Here is an 18,063-nt window from a genome sequence, read left to right on the forward strand (position 1 = left end):
CGTTCCCCCCCCCCCCCCCCCCCCCCCCCCCCCCCCCCCCCCCCCCCCCCCCCCCCCCCCCGCTGCGCTGCCGGACCAGCCCCGTCCCCGGGGCTCCTTCGGAGTCCGTTGGAGAAACCCCGGGCGAAGCTCTAGGACGGATCGAGGACGGACATCCCGGCCCTCTCGGCGGTACCGGGCGCGCATCTAGCCCGTCCGGCGTTCGAGGACGGACACACGGGCTCACCAGACCGCCCCGGGCCGCTTCATGGCCCGCCCGAAGGGCATACCGGCGGTCCGGGGACGGAGCTCCCGGCCGTGCACCCCGTACCGTTGCTTGTCGTGACCGCACCTCTGACCGGCAGCACCAGGCTCGCGCGGACCCGTGACTGGCTGCGCGCGCATCCGCTCGCGCTGGACGCCGCCCTCGCGTCCGCCGTACTCGTCTGCATGGTCATCGCGTCGTTCGCCGATCCGCACGGGCCGCACGGGCCGACCTTCGGCACCCGTACCCCCGAGCCGCGCAGTGTGCTGCTGATGCTGGGCGCGGCGGGCGCCCTGGTGTTCCGGCGGAGCCGGCCGATGGCCGTGCTGGCCGTCACCGGGGCGGTGTCCGTCGTGGAGCTCGTGACGGGTGATCCGCCCGCACCCGTCGTGATGTCCGCCGTGATCGCCCTCTACACGGTCGCGTCCCGCACCGACCGCCCCACCACCTGGCGGCTCGGCCTGCTGATGATGACCGTGCTGACCGGGTCCGCGATGCTCTTCGGCTCGGCTCCCTGGTACAGCCAGGAGAACCTCGGAGTTTTCGCCTGGACCGGGATGGCGGCCGCCGCGGGTGATGCGGTGCGCAGCCGGCGCGCGTTCATCGACGCCATACGGGAGCGCGCCGAACGGGCCGAGCGGACCCGGGACGAGGAGGCCCGCCGCCGGGTCGCCGAGGAGCGGCTGCGGATCGCCCGCGACCTCCACGACGTGGTCGCCCATCACATCGCCCTCGTCAATGTGCAGGCCGGAGTCGCCGCCCACGTCATGGACAAGCGCCCCGACCAGGCCAAGGAGGCGCTCGCCCACGTACGCGAGGCGAGCCGCTCGGCGCTGAACGAGCTGCGCGCCACCGTCGGTCTGCTGCGGCAGTCCGGTGACCCGGAGGCTCCCACCGAGCCGGCCCCCGGCCTCGCCGTGGTCGACGAGCTGCTGAACACCTTCCGCAACGCCGGGCTTCCGGTCGAGCTGGCCCGCACCGATCACGGCACCGAGCTTCCCGCCGCCGTCGACCTCGCGGCGTACCGGATCATCCAGGAGGCGCTGACCAATGTGCAGAAGCACGCGGGCGACGAGGCCAAGGCCGAGGTGAGCGTCGTACGCGTGGGCCGCCGGGTGGAGGTCACGGTCCTCGACGACGGCGTGCCGGACACTCCCGGAACTGCGGACAGCAGCATCGGCAACGGCGGCCACGGGCTCATCGGCATGCGCGAACGTGTCACGGCGCTCGGCGGCACCCTCGCCGCGGGCCCCCGCTACGGAGGCGGCTTCCGTGTACAGGCGATACTTCCGGTCAACGCCCACGCGGAGGGGGAGGCATGACGATCAGGGTGCTGCTCGCCGATGACCAGGCACTGCTGCGCAGCGCGTTCAAGGTGCTGGTGAACTCCGAGCCCGACATGGAGGTCGTGGGGGAGGCGGCCGACGGCGCGGAGGCCGTCGAGCTGGCCCGCTCGACACAGGCGGACGTCGTCCTCATGGACATCCGAATGCCCGGTACGGACGGACTCGCCGCCACCCGGATGATCAGCGCCGACCCCGGGCTCGCCGCCGTGCGGGTCGTGATGCTCACGACCTTCGAGGTGGACGAGTACGTCGTGCAGTCGCTGCGCGCCGGGGCGTCCGGGTTCCTCGGCAAGGGGGCGGAGCCGGACGAACTGCTCAACGCCGTCCGTATCGCTGCGGCCGGTGAGGCGCTGCTCTCGCCCGTCGCGACCAAGGGTCTCATCGCCAAGTTCCTCGCCCAGGGCGGCAGTTCGGAGAGCGGCCAGGAGTCGGAGGCGTACTCGGAACGGCTCGCCGCCCTCACCGTCCGCGAGCGCGAGGTGCTCGTCCTCGTCGCCGGCGGTCACTCCAATGACGAGATCGCGGAGCGGCTGGAGGTCAGCCCGCTCACCGTCAAGACCCATGTGAACCGGGCGATGGCGAAACTCGGAGCCCGGGACCGTGCTCAATTGGTGGTTATTGCGTACGAATCGGGCCTGGTACGTCCAAGGGTGGAGTGAGTCTCCACCCCGGCGTACTCCAGGCGCGGTATGCGGGGGATAAGGATCGGGACCTGGGGCCTACGGATCCGCCCTCTCGAATGGCCGATCGTATAGATGGGGCATCTGACCCTGCCCTCCTCCTGCGTAAGCCACAGAAGAGAGACCCCATGTCCTGGCTGTCCAGATTCAGCCTCGCGCAAAGGGCCCTGATAGGGCTGATGTCGATCGTCGCGATCGTCTTCGGAGCGATCGCCATCCCGCAGCTCAAGCAGCAGCTGCTGCCCTCCATCGAACTGCCGATGGTGTCGGTGCTGGCCCCCTACCAGGGCGCGTCCCCCGATGTGGTCGAGAAGCAGGTCGTCGAACCGCTCGAGAACACCATCAAGGCCGTCGACGGCATCAAGGGCATCACCTCCACGGCGAGCGAGGGCAACGCCGTGATCATGGCCACGTTCGACTACGGGGACGAGGGCACCAAGCAGCTCGTCGCCGACGTCCAGCAGGCCGTGAACCGCGCCCGCGTCCAGCTCCCCGACGACGTCGACCCGCAGGTGGTCGCCGGCTCCACCGACGACATCCCGACCGTCGTCCTCGCCGTCAGCTCCGACAAGGACCAGCAGGCGCTCGCCGACCAGCTGGAGCGGACCGTCGTCCCGGCTCTCGAGGACATCGAGGGCGTGGGCCAGGTCACCGTCGACGGCGTCCAGGACCTCCAGGTCTCCGTCACCCCGGACGACAAGAAGCTCGCCGCGGCCGGGCTGAACACCATGGCCCTGTCCGAGGCCCTCAAGGCGGGCGGCGCCACGATCCCCGCGGGCTCCTTCTCCGAGGCGGGCAACAGCCGCACCGTCCAGGTCGGCGGCGGCTTCACCTCGCTGAAGCAGATCGAGGACCTGCGGATCGCGCCCCAGCAGCAGGCGGGCCGGCAGACGGGCGAGGGCGGCAAGCCCGTCCGCCTCGGCGACATCGCCACCGTGAAGCAGGAGGAGTCGCAGCGCGTCTCCATCACCCGCACGAACGGCAAGCCCAGCCTCGCCGTCATGGCCACGATGGACAAGGACGGCAGCGCCGTCGCCATCTCCGACGCGGTCAAGGAGAAGCTGCCCGAGCTCCGCAAGGACCTCGGCTCCGGCGCCGAGCTGTCCGTCGTCTCCGACCAGGGCCCGGCCGTCTCCAAGTCGATCTCCGGCCTGACGACGGAGGGCGCGCTCGGTCTGCTCTTCGCCGTCATCGTCATCCTGGTCTTCCTGGCCTCGATCCGCTCGACGCTCGTCACCGCGGTCTCCATCCCGCTGTCCGTCGTGCTCGCGCTGATCGTGCTGTGGACCCGCGACCTGTCGCTCAACATGCTGACGCTGGGCGCGCTCACCATCGCCGTCGGCCGCGTCGTCGACGACTCGATCGTGGTCCTGGAGAACATCAAGCGTCACCTCGGCTACGGCGAGGAGCGCCAGGCAGCGATCCTCAACGCCGTACGCGAAGTGGCGGGCGCCGTCACCTCCTCGACGCTGACCACGGTCGCCGTCTTCCTGCCGATCGGTCTCGTCGGCGGCATGGTCGGCGAGCTGTTCGGCTCGTTCTCGCTGACGATCACCGCGGCGCTGCTGGCCTCGCTCCTCGTCTCCCTCACGGTCGTCCCCGTCCTGTCGTACTGGTTCCTGCGCGCCCCCAAGGCCGTACGGGGCATCGACCCGGACGAGGCGCGCCGCAAGGCGGAGGAGAAGGAATCACGCAGCCGGCTGCAGCGGATGTACGTCCCGGTGCTGCGCTTCGCGACCCGCCGCCGTATCACCAGCATCGTGCTCGCGTTCGTCGTGCTCTTCGGCACCTTCGGCATGGCCCCGCTCCTGAAGACGAACTTCTTCGACCAGGGCGAGCAGGAGGTCATGTCCATCAAGCAGGAGCTGAAGCCGGGCACCAGCCTGGAAGCGGCCGACGCCTCTGCGAAGAAGATCGAGAAGGTCCTCGACGGGATCGACGAGATCAAGGACTACCAGGTCACCGTCGGCTCCTCCGGCTTCATGGCGGCCTTCGGCGGCGGCACCGGCGCCAACCAGGCCTCGTACCAGCTGACCCTCAAGGACTCGGCGTCGTACGAGAAGGCGCGCGACCGTATCGACGAGGAGCTGGGCAAGCTCGACGGCATCGGCGACACGACGATCGCGGCGGGCGACGGCTTCGGCAACCAGGACCTCAGCGTCGTGGTGAAGGCGGCTGACGCGGACACCCTGCGCACGGCGTCCGAGCAGGTACGGGACGAGGTCGCGAAGCTCGACGACGTCACCGACGTACAGAGCGACCTGTCCCAGTCCGTGCCGCGGATCTCCGTCAAGGGCAACGCGAAGGCGGCGGAGGCGGGCTTCAACGACACCACGCTCGGCCTCGCCGTCGCCCAGGCGGTGCGTGGTACGCCGGCGGCCAAGGCGATCCTCGGCGACTCCGAGCGCGATGTCGTCATCACCTCGGCCAAGCCGGCGAAGACGATGGCCGAGCTGAAGAAGCTGCCTCTGGGACCGGTGAAGCTCGGCGACATCGCCGAGGTGAAGCTGGTGCCCGGTCCGGTCACGATGACCCGGATCGACGGCGCGCGTGCGGCGACGATCTCGGCGAAGCCGACCAGCGACAACACCGGCGCGGTGAGCTCCGCGCTGCAGTCGAAGATCAACGCGCTGGACCTGCCCGAGGGCGCGACCGCGTCGATCGGCGGCGTCGGGCAGGATCAGGAGGAGGCCTTCGGCTCGCTGGGCCTGGCGATGCTCGCGGCGATCGCGATCGTCTTCATGCTGCTCGTCGCCACGTTCAAGTCGCTGGTCCAGCCGCTCATCCTGCTCGTCTCCGTTCCGTTCGCCGCGACGGGCGCGATCGGTCTGCTGGTGGCCACCGGCACGCCGATGGGTGTCCCCGCGATGATCGGCATGCTGATGCTGATCGGCATCGTGGTCACCAATGCGATCGTGCTGATCGACCTCATCAACCAGTACCGGGCCCAGGGTCTGGGCGTGGTCGAGGCGGTCATCGAGGGCGGGCGCCACCGTCTGCGCCCGATCCTGATGACGGCTCTGGCGACGATCTTCGCGCTGCTGCCGATGGCGGCGGGCGTCACCGGCGAGGGCGGCTTCATCGGCAAGCCGCTGGCGATCGTGGTGATCGGCGGTCTGTTCAGCTCGACCCTGCTCACGCTTCTGCTGGTCCCGACGCTCTACGCGATGATCGAACTCCGCAAGGAGCGTCGCGCGAAGAAGAAGGCGGCGAAGCGGGCGAAGAAGACGGGTGCCACCCCGCCGGCCCCCGCGCCGTCGGACGACCCCGACCCCCAGCCGGTCAACGCGTAACGCCACCGGCGCGCCGCCCGGTACCGGGATCACCGGTACTGGGCGGTTGCCGTTGAGGTAGCCGGCATGGCTGTGCCCCGTACTCCCGGCAGGGGGTACGGGGCACAGGGGGTCCCGGGGGCAGAGCCCGTTACGGAAGCGCCAGCATCCGCTCGAGCGCCAGCTTCGCGAAGCTCTCCGTCTCGCGGTCGACCTGGATCTGGTTGACGAGGTTGCCCTCCGCCAGAGACTCCAGCGCCCACACCAGGTGCGGCAGGTCGATGCGGTTCATCGTGGAGCAGAAGCAGACCGTCTTGTCGAGGAAGACGATCTCCTTGCCCTCGTCCGCGAAACGATTCGCCAGACGTCGCACCAGGTTCAGCTCGGTGCCGATCGCCCACTTCGAGCCGGCCGGGGCCGCCTCCAGCGCCTTGATGATGTACTCCGTCGAGCCCACGTAGTCCGCCGCGGCGACGACCTCGTGCTTGCACTCGGGGTGGACCAGCACGTTCACGCCCGGGATGCGCTCGCGGACGTCGTTCACGGAGTCCAGCGAGAAGCGGCCGTGCACGGAGCAGTGGCCCCGCCACAGGATCATCTTCGCACCGCGCAACTCCTCCGCCGTCAGCCCGCCGTTCGGCTTGTGCGGGTTGTAGACGACGCAGTCGTCCAGCGACATCCCCATGTCGCGGACCGCGGTGTTCCGTCCGAGGTGCTGGTCCGGCAGGAAGAGGACCTTCTCGCCCTGCTCGAAGGCCCAGTCCAGTGCTCGCTTCGCGTTCGACGACGTACAGATCGTGCCGCCGTGCTTGCCGGTGAAGGCCTTGATGTCGGCGGAGGAGTTCATGTACGAGACCGGGACGGTCACGTCCGCGACACCGGCGTCGGTGAGGACGTCCCAGCACTCCGCGACCTGCTCCGCCGTCGCCATGTCGGCCATCGAGCAGCCGGCCGCGAGGTCGGGGAGGACGACCTTCTGGTCGTCGGAGGTGAGGATGTCCGCCGACTCGGCCATGAAGTGCACACCGCAGAAGACGATGTACTCGGCCTCCGGGCGGGCCGCCGCGTCCTTGGCGAGCTTGAAGGAGTCGCCGGTGACGTCCGCGAACTGGATGACCTCGTCGCGCTGGTAGTGGTGGCCGAGCACGAAGACCTTGTTCCCGAGCTTCTCCTTCGCCGCGCGGGCGCGCTCCACCAGGTCCGGGTCGGACGGGGAGGGGAGATCTCCGGGACACTCGACGCCGCGCTCGCTCTTCGGGTCGGCCTCGCGGCCGAGCAGCAGCAGGGCGAGCGGCGTCGGCTGGACATCCAGGGGTTGGGCGGTGGTCACGTCACGCACCCTTTCTGTTCTCTAGCGATTTAGCGCGGCGGTAGCCGCCCCAGTGGAGCCGCGGCTCGTACCGGGAAGCCTTTTCGTCTATTTGACGCTATCTATCATAACTGGTTCACGTCAGTTTGACGATGGCCATTGTGTCGATGTGACGCAATTCCCGGACGCCCGGCCGTCCACAGGTCGGTGCCCTCACGGGAGCGCATGTGCGAGCATGAAAGGGAAAGACTAGGGCTCGCCCGGAATGAATCCCGGGCCCCGCCGGTTGCAACCGTCGGCAAGCAGTCTCCGTACAACCCGGGAGAGAAGCAGATGTCCGTATCGGACGAGACCACCACCGTGAGCGACGGCATCCTCCTGTCCGACGCCGCCGCGGCCAAGGTCAAGGCCCTGCTGGACCAGGAAGGCCGGGACGACCTGGCGCTGCGCGTCGCCGTTCAGCCCGGCGGCTGCTCCGGCCTGCGCTACCAGCTCTTCTTCGACGAGCGCTCGCTCGACGGCGATGTCGTCAAGGAGTTCGACGGCGTCAAGGTCGTCACCGACCGTATGAGCGCTCCGTACCTGGGCGGCGCCTCGATCGACTTCGTGGACACGATCGAGAAGCAGGGCTTCACGATCGACAATCCGAACGCGACGGGTTCGTGCGCCTGCGGCGACTCCTTCAGCTAAGCCGCTGACATCGCCGGAGGGCGGCGGCCCAAGACCGGGCCGCCGCCCTCCGGCGTGTCTGCGGTCGCTCACTTGCGGGGCACGGCGTCCCCGCTCTCGACATCGATGACGGTGCGGTCACCCAGCGGCTTGTCCAGGGTCACCTTCTCCGTCAGCTCCTTGGCGATCATGATGCAGACGCGCTCCGGGTCGGGCCTCGACTCGATGATCTTCACCTTGACCTGCGTGCTGCTCTCCTCCGCCGCTGCCGAGTAGTCGCTGCACACCCCGCCCCAGAAACGCAGGGTCAGCGTCCGCCCGTCCTTCGACACGGCGTACGACTCGACGCCTCGTACGGTCGTCTCCGGGAGCTTCGTCGGGTCCGGCGACGGCGGCTGCGTACCGGTCGGCTCAGGCGCGGGAGTCGCAGGAGGCACGGGCTTCAGATACTCCGGCGCCACCGCGGGATGCGTGATCGTGAACGGACGGGCACCGCCCTTCGGCTCCACGTCGAACAGCCAGGACGGCACCAGCGCGGACCGGCCGTCCACCGAGTGCACCGCGAGCCCGAAGACCGCCTTCGTGATGGTCATCTGCTGCGGTCCGCCGGAAGCGCCCTTGGGCTCGCACGGCGCGGCCGGCTTCTCCTGGCCCTCCACCGGCGCCGGCGTCGCACAGCCGCCGATGTCGACCTGGCCCTGGCCCCGACCGGCCTCGTTCAGCCGCTTCAGCGTTTCCTCCGCGTCGATGACCGGATACTCCGCGCCTTTCACCGGCTTCTTCAGCTGCCCGCTGCCGCCGACGACCTGACCGCCGTCGCCCACCTGGATGCCGGTCGACCAGCCGTACGTCGGCAGCCCGCCGACCACCGGATCGGCGTTCACCACGCGGATCGCGCCCATCGTCTGGCTCGCGTCCAGCGAGGCGTCGCTCTGGCCCACGGCCGCCAGCACCGGAGCGGCGGCCTTCTTCGCGGCCTCCTCGCTCACCGTCTGCGTGCCGCCGATCGCCGGCAGCGCGTCCGGGACCGGCCCGCCCGACGGGCAGGCCTTCCCCTTGAGACAGTTGTCACCCTTGGGCAGGCCGAACTGGGTGAACGTCCACGTCCCCGGGGCCTGCCGGTTCACCTGGAGCAGCGGCCCGCCGCCGTCCTTCTCCGCGCCGATCTTCCACACGGTCCCGACCAGCCGCGGTGTGCCCGGCACCCCGAGCGCCCCGGCCAGCCGGGTCACCTCCGCCGCGCCGACCGTCCCGTCCGCCCGGTACACCGGAGCCGCCCCGGGGCCGTCCGGCAGCTCGCCCGTGGCCCGGTACACCACACCGTTCGGATCGGGCTCGCCCGGCGCGATGCCTGTGGGCGGCCCGCTCTCCGTATAGCCGTCGAGCGCCAGCACCGGAGGATTGCGGTCGGCGCCCGGCACGTCGCCGCCGCCGTCGGACGCCGTCATGGCGAAGTACGCACCGCCGCCCCCGGCGACCAGCACCGCCGCGGCCACCGAGGCGACCACCAGCGGCGACCGCCGCCTGCGCGGGCTGTCGGGGCCGTCGGCACTCTTCCGGGGCCGCTCTGTACTGCTCACCGCATCGCTCCTTCGGGACCCGTAACGGGGGACACCCCTGGGACGGAGCGGGCGAGCGTGCGGTTCCCGTCTGCGGCGTCAGTCGCCGTACACGGACATCGCTCCGACCAGGCGGGCGGAGGCGGGGGAAACCACCACGCCATGGATCAGCGACGGTGGCACGGGGGCGGAAGCGGCGACAGGCGGTACGGCCCAGTGGGGCGCCATCCGTGCGCTGTCCCCGCGCAGCTCGGCCAGGCTGACTTCGGTTTCCCGCAGCTCGCGCGGGGCGATGTGCTTCGGCATACGGGCACCGTACGCATCGTTGCGTGACGGAAAAAAGACCTACTATCGGGTAGTTTCCGACTACGAGGCGGCTGCCGGGAACCGGTAGCGTGAACTGTCAACGTCGCCGCCTCCCTCCAGGAGCACCTCGCCGTGCGAATCGCAGTCACCGGCTCCATCGCCACCGACCACCTCATGACCTTCCCCGGCCGCTTCGCCGACCAGCTGGTCGCGGACCAGCTGCACACGGTCTCCCTCTCCTTCCTGGTCGACAACCTCGACGTGCGCAGAGGAGGGGTCGGCGCCAACATCTGCTTCGGTATGGGCCAGCTCGGCACCCGCCCCATCCTGGTCGGGGCGGCCGGCTCCGACTTCGACGAGTACCGCGCCTGGCTGGACCGGCACGGGGTCGACACGTCGTCGGTACGGATCTCCGAGGTACTGCACACCGCGCGCTTCGTCTGCACGACCGACGCGGACCACAACCAGATCGGCTCCTTCTACACGGGCGCCATGAGCGAGGCCCGGCAGATCGAGCTGAAGGCGGTCGCGGACCGGGTCGGCGGTCTCGACCTGGTGCTGATCGGCGCCGACGACCCCGAGGCGATGCTGCGGCACACCGAGGAGTGCAGGTCCCGGGGCATCCCGTTCGCCGCGGACTTCTCACAGCAGATCGCGCGGATGAACGGCGACGAGATCCGGATACTGCTGGACGGGGCGACCTACCTCTTCTCCAACGAGTACGAGAAGGGCCTCATCGAGTCCAAGACCGGCTGGACCGACGAGGAGATCCTCGGCCGCGTCGGCCACCGGGTCACCACGCTCGGCTCCCGCGGGGTGCGTATCGAGAGGAAGGGTGAGTCCGTCATCGAGGTCGGCTGCCCGGAGGAGGACTCCAAGGTCGACCCGACGGGCGTCGGCGACGCGTTCCGCGCGGGCTTCCTCTCGGGTCTGTCGTGGGGCGTCGGCCTGGAGCGCGCGGCACAGGTCGGCTGCATGCTCGCGACGCTGGTCATCGAAACCCTGGGCACCCAGGAGTACACGCTGCGCCGTGCCCACTTCATGGACCGCTTCACCAAGGCCTACGGCCACGACGCGGCGGCGGAGGTCCGGGCGCACCTGTCGTAGGGACCGGCCCGGGTGTCCGTACTCATGCGCCGGGGATCTTGTGGAGTCCCCGGCGCATGGGGCGCGGGGTCAGGGGCGGAGCCCCGGCGGAATCCCGGCGGAATCCCGGTCCGCGCCCCGTTCAGGACCGCCGCCGCACCACGTACGCGGTGCCCCGCACCGCCGGGTGCTCACCCTCGTAGTCCTGGCCCCGCATCTCGCACCACGCGGGGATGTCGAGGCGCGCGGCCTCGTCGTCGGAGAGGACGGTGACCGTGCCGCCCACCGGGACGTCGCCGATGACCTTGGCGAGCTCGATGACGGGGATGGGGCAGCGCTTGCCCAGGGCGTCCACGACGAGGGACGCCTGCCCGGTGGAGGCCGCGGGCGGGACCGGAGCGTCGAGGCGGCGGCGGACGTCGGCGACGACCCCCGGCAGGACCTCCAGGAAGCGGTCCACCTCCTCCTCCGTCGTGCCCGTCGGCAGGGACACCCGCACATTGCCCTCGCTCAGGACCCCCATCGCCCGCAGGACATGGCTCGGAGTCAGCGTCGAGCTCGTGCACGACGAACCCGACGATACGGAAAACCCGGCCCGGTCCAGATCGTGCAGCACGGTCTCTCCGTCGACATAGAGACAGGAGAACGTGACGAGATGGGGGAGCCGGCGCACCGGATCGCCGACCACCTCGACGTCCGGTACCAGCTCCGGGACCCGGGCGCGGATCCGGTCCACCAGCGCCGTCAGCCGCCGCGCCTCCGCCGCCGCCGTGTCCCGCACCGCCCGCAGGGACGCCGCGGCTGCCACGATCGCCGGGATGTTCTCGAAGCCGGGCGCGCGGCCCGACTCCCTTTCGTCCGCGGGGTCTTGGGGGGCGAACCGGACGCCCTTGCGGACCGCGAGGAGACCGACGCCCGCCGGCCCGCCCCATTTGTGGGCGCTTGCGGTCAGCAGGGACCAGTCCGCGGCGACCGGTCCCCACCCCAGCGACTGCGCCGCGTCGACGAGCAGCGGCACCCCGGCCGCAGCACACATCTCGGCCACCTCGGCGACCGGCTGTTCGGTGCCGACCTCGTGGTTCGCGGACTGCAGACAGGCCAGCGCGGTCTCCTCGCGCAGCGCCTCCGCGAACTCGCCCGGCGACACCGCGCCCCAGCGGTCCACCGGCACCTCGGTGACCGGCAGGCCCTCCGCCGCGTGCAGCACCGCGGAGTGCTCGACCGCTGACACGACCAGGTGGCGCCCGACACGGCGGCGCCCCGCCAGTGCGCCCGAGATGCCCGTATGAATGGCGCGTGTCCCCGATGGGGTGAAAACGAGCTCGTCGGGACGACACCCGACGGCATCCGCCGCCGCCTCCCGCGCCGCGTCCAGCAGCATCCGTGCCCGCCGCCCCTCGCGGTACAGGCGGGCGGGGTCCGCCCACCCCTCGTCGAGGGCGGCCTGGAGGGCCTGCCGGGCGACCGGGTGCAGTGGAGCCGAGGATGCGGCGTCGAAGTAGGGCACGTTTCCACGTTAGGCCCTGTCCGGTTGATCTTGCCGGGCCCACGACTGGATCTTGCCGGGCTCGCGATCCGATCCGCCGGACACGGTCCTGACCCCGCGCTCCGGAGAGGGTGTCAGAAGGCCGCCGCAGGTGCCCAGTCGAGGCCCGTGACCAGCTGCGGGACCGCTTGCGGAACCGTGCGGTCCACCCCTTCGGGTCGTCGGACGGCGCGTTGGGCACCCTCCATGCGCGACCCCAAATTGCGTCCAGTAGGGTTTGGTCCGCATAAACATCCAAACCCCTGCCCGCGTCAGGGCCGGCGACCGACCAGCGAGACGGCCGCAGCCGGCCGCGCGGGCGAGACTCTCGGGAAGGCGCTACGTGAGTCCCAACGGCTCCGACCGCTCGTCGCGGCGCCCGATGCGGCGGAAGCTGCCGCAGGTGCTGACTGCGGGCCTGATCCTGGCGACAGCCACTGGTTGCTCGTACAACTGGGAAGACTTCCCCCGCCTCGGAATGCCCAAGCCGGTCACGGAGGAAGCTCCGCGGATCCTCTCCCTCTGGCAGGGCTCCTGGGCGGCCGCGCTCGCCGTGGGCGTGCTGGTGTGGGGTCTGATCCTGTGGAGCGTCATCTTCCACCGGCGCAGCCGCACCAAGATCGAGGTTCCTCCGCAGACCCGGTACAACATGCCCATCGAGGCGCTGTACACCGTGGTCCCGCTCATCATCGTTTCGGTGCTCTTCTACTTCACCGCGCGTGATGAGTCGAAGCTCCTCGCCCTCTCCAAGGAGCCGGCCCACACCATCAACGTGGTCGGCTACCAGTGGAGCTGGGGCTTCAACTACCTGGAGGACGTGGACGGGAACCCGGCCACCGGTGATGCCGCGGCCCAGAAGCAACTGAACGCGATTCCGGACAAGTACACCAACGACTTCCCCAAGGGAGCCGAGGGCGTCTACGACGCCGGCATCCCCGGAACCCGGAACCCGCAGACCGGCAACCCCGGCCCCACGCTGTGGCTGCCCAAGGGGGAGAAGGTCCGTTTCATCCTGACCTCCCGTGACGTCATCCACTCCTTCTGGGTGGTCCCCTTCCTGTTCAAGCAGGACGTCATCCCGGGTCACACCAACGTCTTCGAGGTGACGCCGAACCAGGAGGGCACGTTCCTGGGCAAGTGTGCCGAGCTCTGCGGTGTCGACCACTCCCGGATGCTCTTCAACGTCAAGGTCGTCTCCCCGGAGCGCTACCAGCAGCACCTGAAGGAGCTGGCCGAGAAGGGGCAGACCGGCTTCATCCCGTCGGGAATTGAGCAGTCGGGCCCGGCCCGGAATGCGGAGACGAACAAACTGTGAGCATCCTCAACGAACCCCAGGGTGCTGCGACGGCTGACGACTCGTACGAGAACGAGCTCCCCGTCCGGCGCCGGCAGCCCGGCAATGTGGTGGTGAAGTGGCTGACCACCACCGACCACAAGACCATCGGTACGCTCTACCTGGCGACCTCGTTCGTCTTCTTCTGCATCGGCGGCCTCCTGGCGCTCTTCATGCGCGCCGAGCTGGCCCGTCCGGGTACGCAGATCATGTCGAACGAGCAGTTCAACCAGGCGTTCACGATGCACGGCACGATCATGCTGCTGATGTTCGCGACGCCGCTGTTCGCCGGATTCGCCAACTGGATCATGCCGCTGCAGATCGGCGCGCCCGATGTGGCGTTCCCGCGGCTGAACATGTTCGCGTACTGGCTGTACCTCTTCGGCTCGATCATCGCGGTGGCCGGCTTCATCACCCCGAACGGTGCGGCCGACTTCGGCTGGTTCGCCTACTCCCCGCTGTCGGACGCGGTCCGCTCGCCGGGCGTCGGCGCCGACATGTGGATCATGGGTCTGGCCTTCTCCGGCTTCGGTACGATCCTCGGCTCGGTCAACTTCATCACCACGATCATCTGCATGCGCGCGCCCGGCATGACGATGTTCCGGATGCCGATCTTCTGCTGGAACGTGCTGCTGACCGGTGTGCTGGTCCTGCTCGCCTTCCCGGTGCTGGCCGCGGCCCTGTTCGCCCTGGAGGCGGACCGTAAGTTCGGCGCGCATGTCTTCGACGCCTCCAACGGCGGCGCATTGCTGTGGCAACACCTCTTCTGGTTCTTCGGCCATCCAGAGGTGTACATCATCGCGCTGCCGTTCTTCGGAATCGTCTCGGAGATCATTCCGGTCTTCAGCCGCAAGCCGATGTTCGGTTACATCGGTCTGGTGGCCGCGACCATCGCGATCGCCGGTCTGTCCGTGACCGTGTGGGCCCACCACATGTACGTCACCGGCGGAGTGCTACTGCCGTTCTTCTCCTTCATGACCTTCCTGATCGCGGTACCGACCGGTGTGAAGTTCTTCAACTGGATCGGCACCATGTGGAAGGGCTCGTTGTCCTTCGAGACTCCGATGCTCTGGACGATCGGCTTCCTGATCACCTTCACCTTCGGTGGTCTGACCGGTGTCATCCTGGCCTCGCCCCCGATGGACTTCCACGTCTCCGACTCGTACTTCGTCGTCGCGCACTTCCACTACGTCGTCTTCGGCACCGTGGTCTTCGCGATGTTCGCCGGATTCCACTTCTGGTGGCCGAAGTTCACGGGCAAGATGCTGGACGAGCGCCTCGGCAAGATGACGTTCTGGACGCTGTTCATCGGCTTCCACGGCACGTTCCTGGTCCAGCACTGGCTCGGTGCCGAGGGCATGCCGCGCCGGTACGCGGACTATCTGGCCGCCGACGGCTTCACGGCACTGAACTCGATCTCGACCATTTCGTCCTTCGTGCTCGGACTGTCGATCCTGCCGTTCCTCTACAACGTCTGGAAGACGGCGAAGTACGGCAAGAAGGTCGAGGTCGACGACCCGTGGGGCTACGGCCGTTCGCTCGAATGGGCGACGTCCTGCCCGCCGCCGCGGCACAACTTCCTCACCCTGCCGCGGATCCGCTCCGAATCCCCGGCGTTCGATCTGCACCACCCGGAGATCGCGGCTCTCGACCAGCTCGAGCAGGCCGGTCACGGTGCCATCGCCGCTGACAAGGAGGCCGGCAAGTGAAGATCCAAGGCAGGATGTTCATCTGGCTGAGCGTCTTCATCCTCGCCATCGCCATCCTCTACGGCGTGTGGTCGAAGGAGCCGGCCGGTACGACGGCGCTCTTCCTGGCCTTCGGCCTGAGCATCATGATCGGCTACTACCTGGCCTTCACGGCCCGGCGAGTGGACGCCATGGCCCAGGACGACAAGGAGGCCGATGTCGCGGACGAGGCCGGCGAGGTGGGCTTCTTCTCCCCGCACAGCTGGCAGCCGCTCTCGCTCGCCGTCGGCGGTGCGCTCGCCTTCCTGGCCATCGCCATGGGCTGGTGGATCCTGTACTTCTCGGCTCCGCTGATCATGGTCGGCCTGTTCGGCTGGGTCTTCGAGTACTACCGCGGCGAGAACCAGAACCAGTAGCGAATCCGCTGCTCCGCACTGCGCAGGGGCCCGGACACTCACCCGGACGGGTGGTGTCCGGGCCCCTCGTTTGCAGTCGTCCCGCGCGCCGTTACCGGGCATTGTTCATAGCGTGTGCTCATGAACGACACGCCGCGCAAGCGCACCATAGCGAGCTGCACCGTGCTGGCCCTGGCCCTCGGGGCAGGGATGACCGCGTGCGGCGGCCAGGACAGCCACCCGTTGTCGGCGAGGCCGTACGACGCGACGCGTCAGGTCGCCTTCAACACCGTCGCGGGAAGCACCAAGGTGAACCCCGACAAACCCCTGGAAGTGACCGCCAAGGGCAAGGACGGCCGTATCACGGACGTCACCGCGGTCGACGCGGCCGGCCGCTACCTGGCGGGCGAACTCACCGCGGACGGCGCCAGATGGCGCTCCACGGCCCCTCTCTCGGCCGGTACGCGCTACACCGTCAAGGTCGCCACGGAGAACGGCGGCGGCGCTCCCGGATCCCGCACCATCACCTTCGACACGGCCCCCGCCAAGCGGATCCTGAAGATCGAACTCGGCCCGAAGCAGGGCACGTACGGGGTAGGACAGCCCATCACCGCCGAGCTCAGCGCGCCCGTGGCCGACAGGGCCGCCAGGGCCGCCGTCGAGCGCAAGCTGAAGGTCGAGTCCTCGCCCGCGGTGGACGGGGCCTGGCACTGGGTGGACGACAAGAAGCTGCACTACCGGCCGATGGAGTACTGGCCGTCGGGCGCCACCGTCCGGGTGCACAGCAGTCTGGAGGGCGTCAAGATCGGCGAGATGTACGGCGGCGCCGTGAAACCGCTCAATCTGACCATCGGTGACCGGATCGAGGCCATCACCGACGCGAGTACGCACCAGATGACGGTCAAGCGGAACGGAGAAGTGATCAATACCATTCCGGTGACCACCGGCAAACCGGGCTTCTCCACCCGGAACGGGGTCAAGGTGGTGCTCGGCAAGGAGTACTTCGTCCGGATGCGCGGCACCAGCATCGGCATCCCCGTCGACAGCGCCGAGTCCTACGACCTGCCCGTGTACTACGCGACGCGCGTCACCTGGAGTGGCGAGTACGTCCACGCCGCGCCCTGGTCCGTCGGCTCCCAGGGATACGCGAACGTCAGCCACGGCTGTACCGGGATGTCCACCGGCAACGCCGCGTGGTTCTACAAAACCGTCCGCGAGGGCGACATCGTCAAGGTCGTCAACAGCCTTGGCGGCATGATGGATCCGTTCGGGAACGGTTTCGGTGACTGGAACCTCGACTGGGACGAGTGGCGCACGGGCAGCGCCCTGCTGGGAGGCGTCCGGGAGGGCAGCGGCCCGGCCGACGAGGCACGCCTGCGGCCCCAGATCTGACCCCGGTACGGGGCGGGCAGGTTCAGGCCGCCGCCCGCCCCCTGCGCAGCAGTCCGGCCAGTGCGTCCGCGAACTCCACCGGCTCGACCGGGAGCGTCACCGCGGCGTCCGCACGGCTCCACGTGGCCAGCCAGGCGTCCTGCGGGCGCCCCATGAGCACCAGCACCGGCGGGCACCGGAAGATCTCGTCCTTGATCTGCCGGCAGACGCCCATACCGCCCGCGGGCACCGCCTCGCCGTCCAGGACACAGACGTCGACACCGCCCTTGCCCAGCTCCTTGAGAACCGCGGGCAGCGTCGCGCACTCGATGAACTCGACCGGGGGAACATCGGCGGCCGGGCGGCGGCCCGTGGCGAGCCGCACCTGTTCGCGGGTGCTGGAGTTGTCGCTGTACACCAGCACCGTGGCGGTCGACTGCATTGTTCCTCCGGTTCGTCAGGGAGAACTGCGGGCTGCACCGATGCGCGGGATGCTACCCCTCCCGGCGCCTCGTCAGCACCGCTAATGACAGCCTTTCGATGGGCCGTTCGGTCCTGGACGCGAACCCGAGAGAGAGATGGACACACCGAACGGCACCCCCCGGAGTGAGGGCTGGATAAGCGACCGACATAATGTCGGTCGTGGCGACAGCAACGACAGTAGAAACCGGGCACGCGCACCCGTCGGTCAATCGGCCGAACCTCACCAGCGTCGGAACCATCATCTGGCTGAGTTCCGAGCTGATGTTCTTCGCGGCCCTCTTCGCGATGTACTTCACCCTGCGATCGGTGATGGGTGCCGAGTACTGGTCCCAGCAGGCTCAACACCTGAACTTCCCGTTCTCGGCGACCAACACCACGATCCTGGTGCTCTCCTCCCTCACCTGCCAGCTCGGCGTCTTCGCCGCCGAGCGCGGTGACGTGAAGAAGCTCCGCACCTGGTTCGTGATCACGTTCGTGATGGGTGCGATCTTCATCGGCGGCCAGGTCTTCGAGTACACCGAGCTGGTCAAGGACGCGGGCCTCTCGCTCTCGTCCGACCCGTACGGCTCGGTGTTCTACCTGACCACCGGCTTCCACGGTCTGCATGTGACGGGCGGTCTCATCGCCTTCCTGCTGGTTCTCGGCAGGACGTACGCGGCCCGGAGATTCACCCACGAGCAGGCAACCGCCGCCATCGTCGTGTCCTACTACTGGCACTTCGTCGATGTCGTCTGGATCGGCCTCTTCGCCACGATCTACATGATCAAGTAGCACCGGGCTCGTACCCGCACACATTC

At 69.1% G+C, this 18,063-nt stretch carries 15 protein-coding genes; 10 read left to right on the forward strand and 5 right to left on the reverse strand.

Annotated elements, in window-relative coordinates:
* Positions 1-321: 321 nt before the first annotated feature.
* The 3 genes from AC0699_RS32690 to AC0699_RS32700 all read left to right on the forward strand — a co-directional run bounded on the left by AC0699_RS32690 (position 322) and on the right by AC0699_RS32700 (position 5,563).
* Entirely contained in the window at positions 322-1,566 is a 1,245-nt protein-coding gene (locus AC0699_RS32690; protein ID WP_478667738.1) for a sensor histidine kinase, read from the forward strand.
* Positions 1,563-2,249, forward strand: a complete 687-nt coding sequence (locus tag AC0699_RS32695; protein ID WP_478667740.1) for a response regulator — start codon at positions 1,563-1,565, stop codon at positions 2,247-2,249. The genes AC0699_RS32690 and AC0699_RS32695 overlap by 4 nt, the downstream gene beginning before the upstream one ends.
* Before the next feature lie 149 nt (positions 2,250-2,398).
* Positions 2,399-5,563, forward strand: a complete 3,165-nt coding sequence (locus AC0699_RS32700; protein WP_478667741.1) for an efflux RND transporter permease subunit — start codon at positions 2,399-2,401, stop codon at positions 5,561-5,563.
* A gap of 130 nt (positions 5,564-5,693) precedes the next feature.
* Here AC0699_RS32700 and nadA read toward each other — a convergent pair whose 3' ends face one another.
* On the reverse strand, positions 5,694-6,872 hold the full coding sequence (nadA, locus tag AC0699_RS32705; RefSeq protein WP_478667743.1) for a quinolinate synthase NadA: 1,179 nt from the start codon (positions 6,870-6,872) through the stop codon (positions 5,694-5,696).
* Between the two features lie 312 nt (positions 6,873-7,184).
* Here nadA and erpA point away from each other — a divergent pair, with 312 nt between their 5' ends.
* On the forward strand, positions 7,185-7,541 hold the full coding sequence (gene erpA / locus AC0699_RS32710) for an iron-sulfur cluster insertion protein ErpA (RefSeq protein ID WP_016639588.1): 357 nt from the start codon (positions 7,185-7,187) through the stop codon (positions 7,539-7,541).
* 68 nt (positions 7,542-7,609) lie between these two features.
* On the opposite strand, the gene AC0699_RS32715 is transcribed toward erpA, so the two are convergent.
* Both AC0699_RS32715 and AC0699_RS32720 read right to left on the reverse strand, forming a co-directional pair.
* Positions 7,610-9,100 (reverse strand): hypothetical protein, encoded by a 1,491-nt coding sequence (locus AC0699_RS32715; protein ID WP_478667746.1) that lies wholly within the window; start codon positions 9,098-9,100, stop codon positions 7,610-7,612.
* Positions 9,101-9,178: 78 nt separating this feature from the next.
* Positions 9,179-9,385 (reverse strand): hypothetical protein, encoded by a 207-nt coding sequence (locus AC0699_RS32720; protein ID WP_478667748.1) that lies wholly within the window; start codon positions 9,383-9,385, stop codon positions 9,179-9,181.
* 132 nt (positions 9,386-9,517) lie between these two features.
* Between AC0699_RS32720 and AC0699_RS32725 the strand changes: the two genes are divergently transcribed.
* The gene (locus tag AC0699_RS32725; RefSeq protein ID WP_478667750.1) at positions 9,518-10,492 is read left to right on the forward strand and encodes a carbohydrate kinase family protein; all 975 of its coding nucleotides are present in this window, start codon (positions 9,518-9,520) and stop codon (positions 10,490-10,492) included.
* Positions 10,493-10,613: 121 nt separating this feature from the next.
* Here the strand turns inward: AC0699_RS32725 and AC0699_RS32730 are convergent, their stop codons facing one another.
* Positions 10,614-11,978 (reverse strand): aminotransferase class V-fold PLP-dependent enzyme, encoded by a 1,365-nt coding sequence (locus AC0699_RS32730; protein WP_478667752.1) that lies wholly within the window; start codon positions 11,976-11,978, stop codon positions 10,614-10,616.
* Between the two features lie 361 nt (positions 11,979-12,339).
* Here AC0699_RS32730 and ctaC point away from each other — a divergent pair, with 361 nt between their 5' ends.
* The 4 genes from ctaC to AC0699_RS32750 all read left to right on the forward strand — a co-directional run bounded on the left by ctaC (position 12,340) and on the right by AC0699_RS32750 (position 16,804).
* A complete protein-coding gene (ctaC, locus tag AC0699_RS32735; RefSeq protein ID WP_478667754.1) occupies positions 12,340-13,311 on the forward strand; it encodes an aa3-type cytochrome oxidase subunit II in 972 nt (323 codons plus the stop codon).
* Positions 13,308-15,038, forward strand: coding sequence for an aa3-type cytochrome oxidase subunit I (ctaD, locus tag AC0699_RS32740; RefSeq protein WP_478667757.1), 1,731 nt, complete (start codon positions 13,308-13,310; stop codon positions 15,036-15,038). The genes ctaC and ctaD overlap by 4 nt, the downstream gene beginning before the upstream one ends.
* On the forward strand, positions 15,035-15,433 hold the full coding sequence (locus tag AC0699_RS32745) for a cytochrome c oxidase subunit 4 (protein WP_478667758.1): 399 nt from the start codon (positions 15,035-15,037) through the stop codon (positions 15,431-15,433). The genes ctaD and AC0699_RS32745 overlap by 4 nt, the downstream gene beginning before the upstream one ends.
* A 120-nt stretch (positions 15,434-15,553) precedes the next feature.
* Positions 15,554-16,804, forward strand: coding sequence for a L,D-transpeptidase (locus tag AC0699_RS32750; RefSeq protein WP_478667760.1), 1,251 nt, complete (start codon positions 15,554-15,556; stop codon positions 16,802-16,804).
* A 22-nt stretch (positions 16,805-16,826) separates the two neighbouring features.
* Here AC0699_RS32750 and AC0699_RS32755 read toward each other — a convergent pair whose 3' ends face one another.
* On the reverse strand, positions 16,827-17,225 hold the full coding sequence (locus AC0699_RS32755) for a response regulator transcription factor (protein WP_469768363.1): 399 nt from the start codon (positions 17,223-17,225) through the stop codon (positions 16,827-16,829).
* Positions 17,226-17,416: 191 nt separating this feature from the next.
* Here AC0699_RS32755 and ctaE point away from each other — a divergent pair, with 191 nt between their 5' ends.
* The gene (gene ctaE, locus AC0699_RS32760) at positions 17,417-18,037 is read left to right on the forward strand and encodes an aa3-type cytochrome oxidase subunit III (RefSeq protein ID WP_469768364.1); all 621 of its coding nucleotides are present in this window, start codon (positions 17,417-17,419) and stop codon (positions 18,035-18,037) included.
* Positions 18,038-18,063: the final 26 nt, after the last annotated feature.

This window comes from Streptomyces sp. NPDC043870, assembly GCF_056435785.1.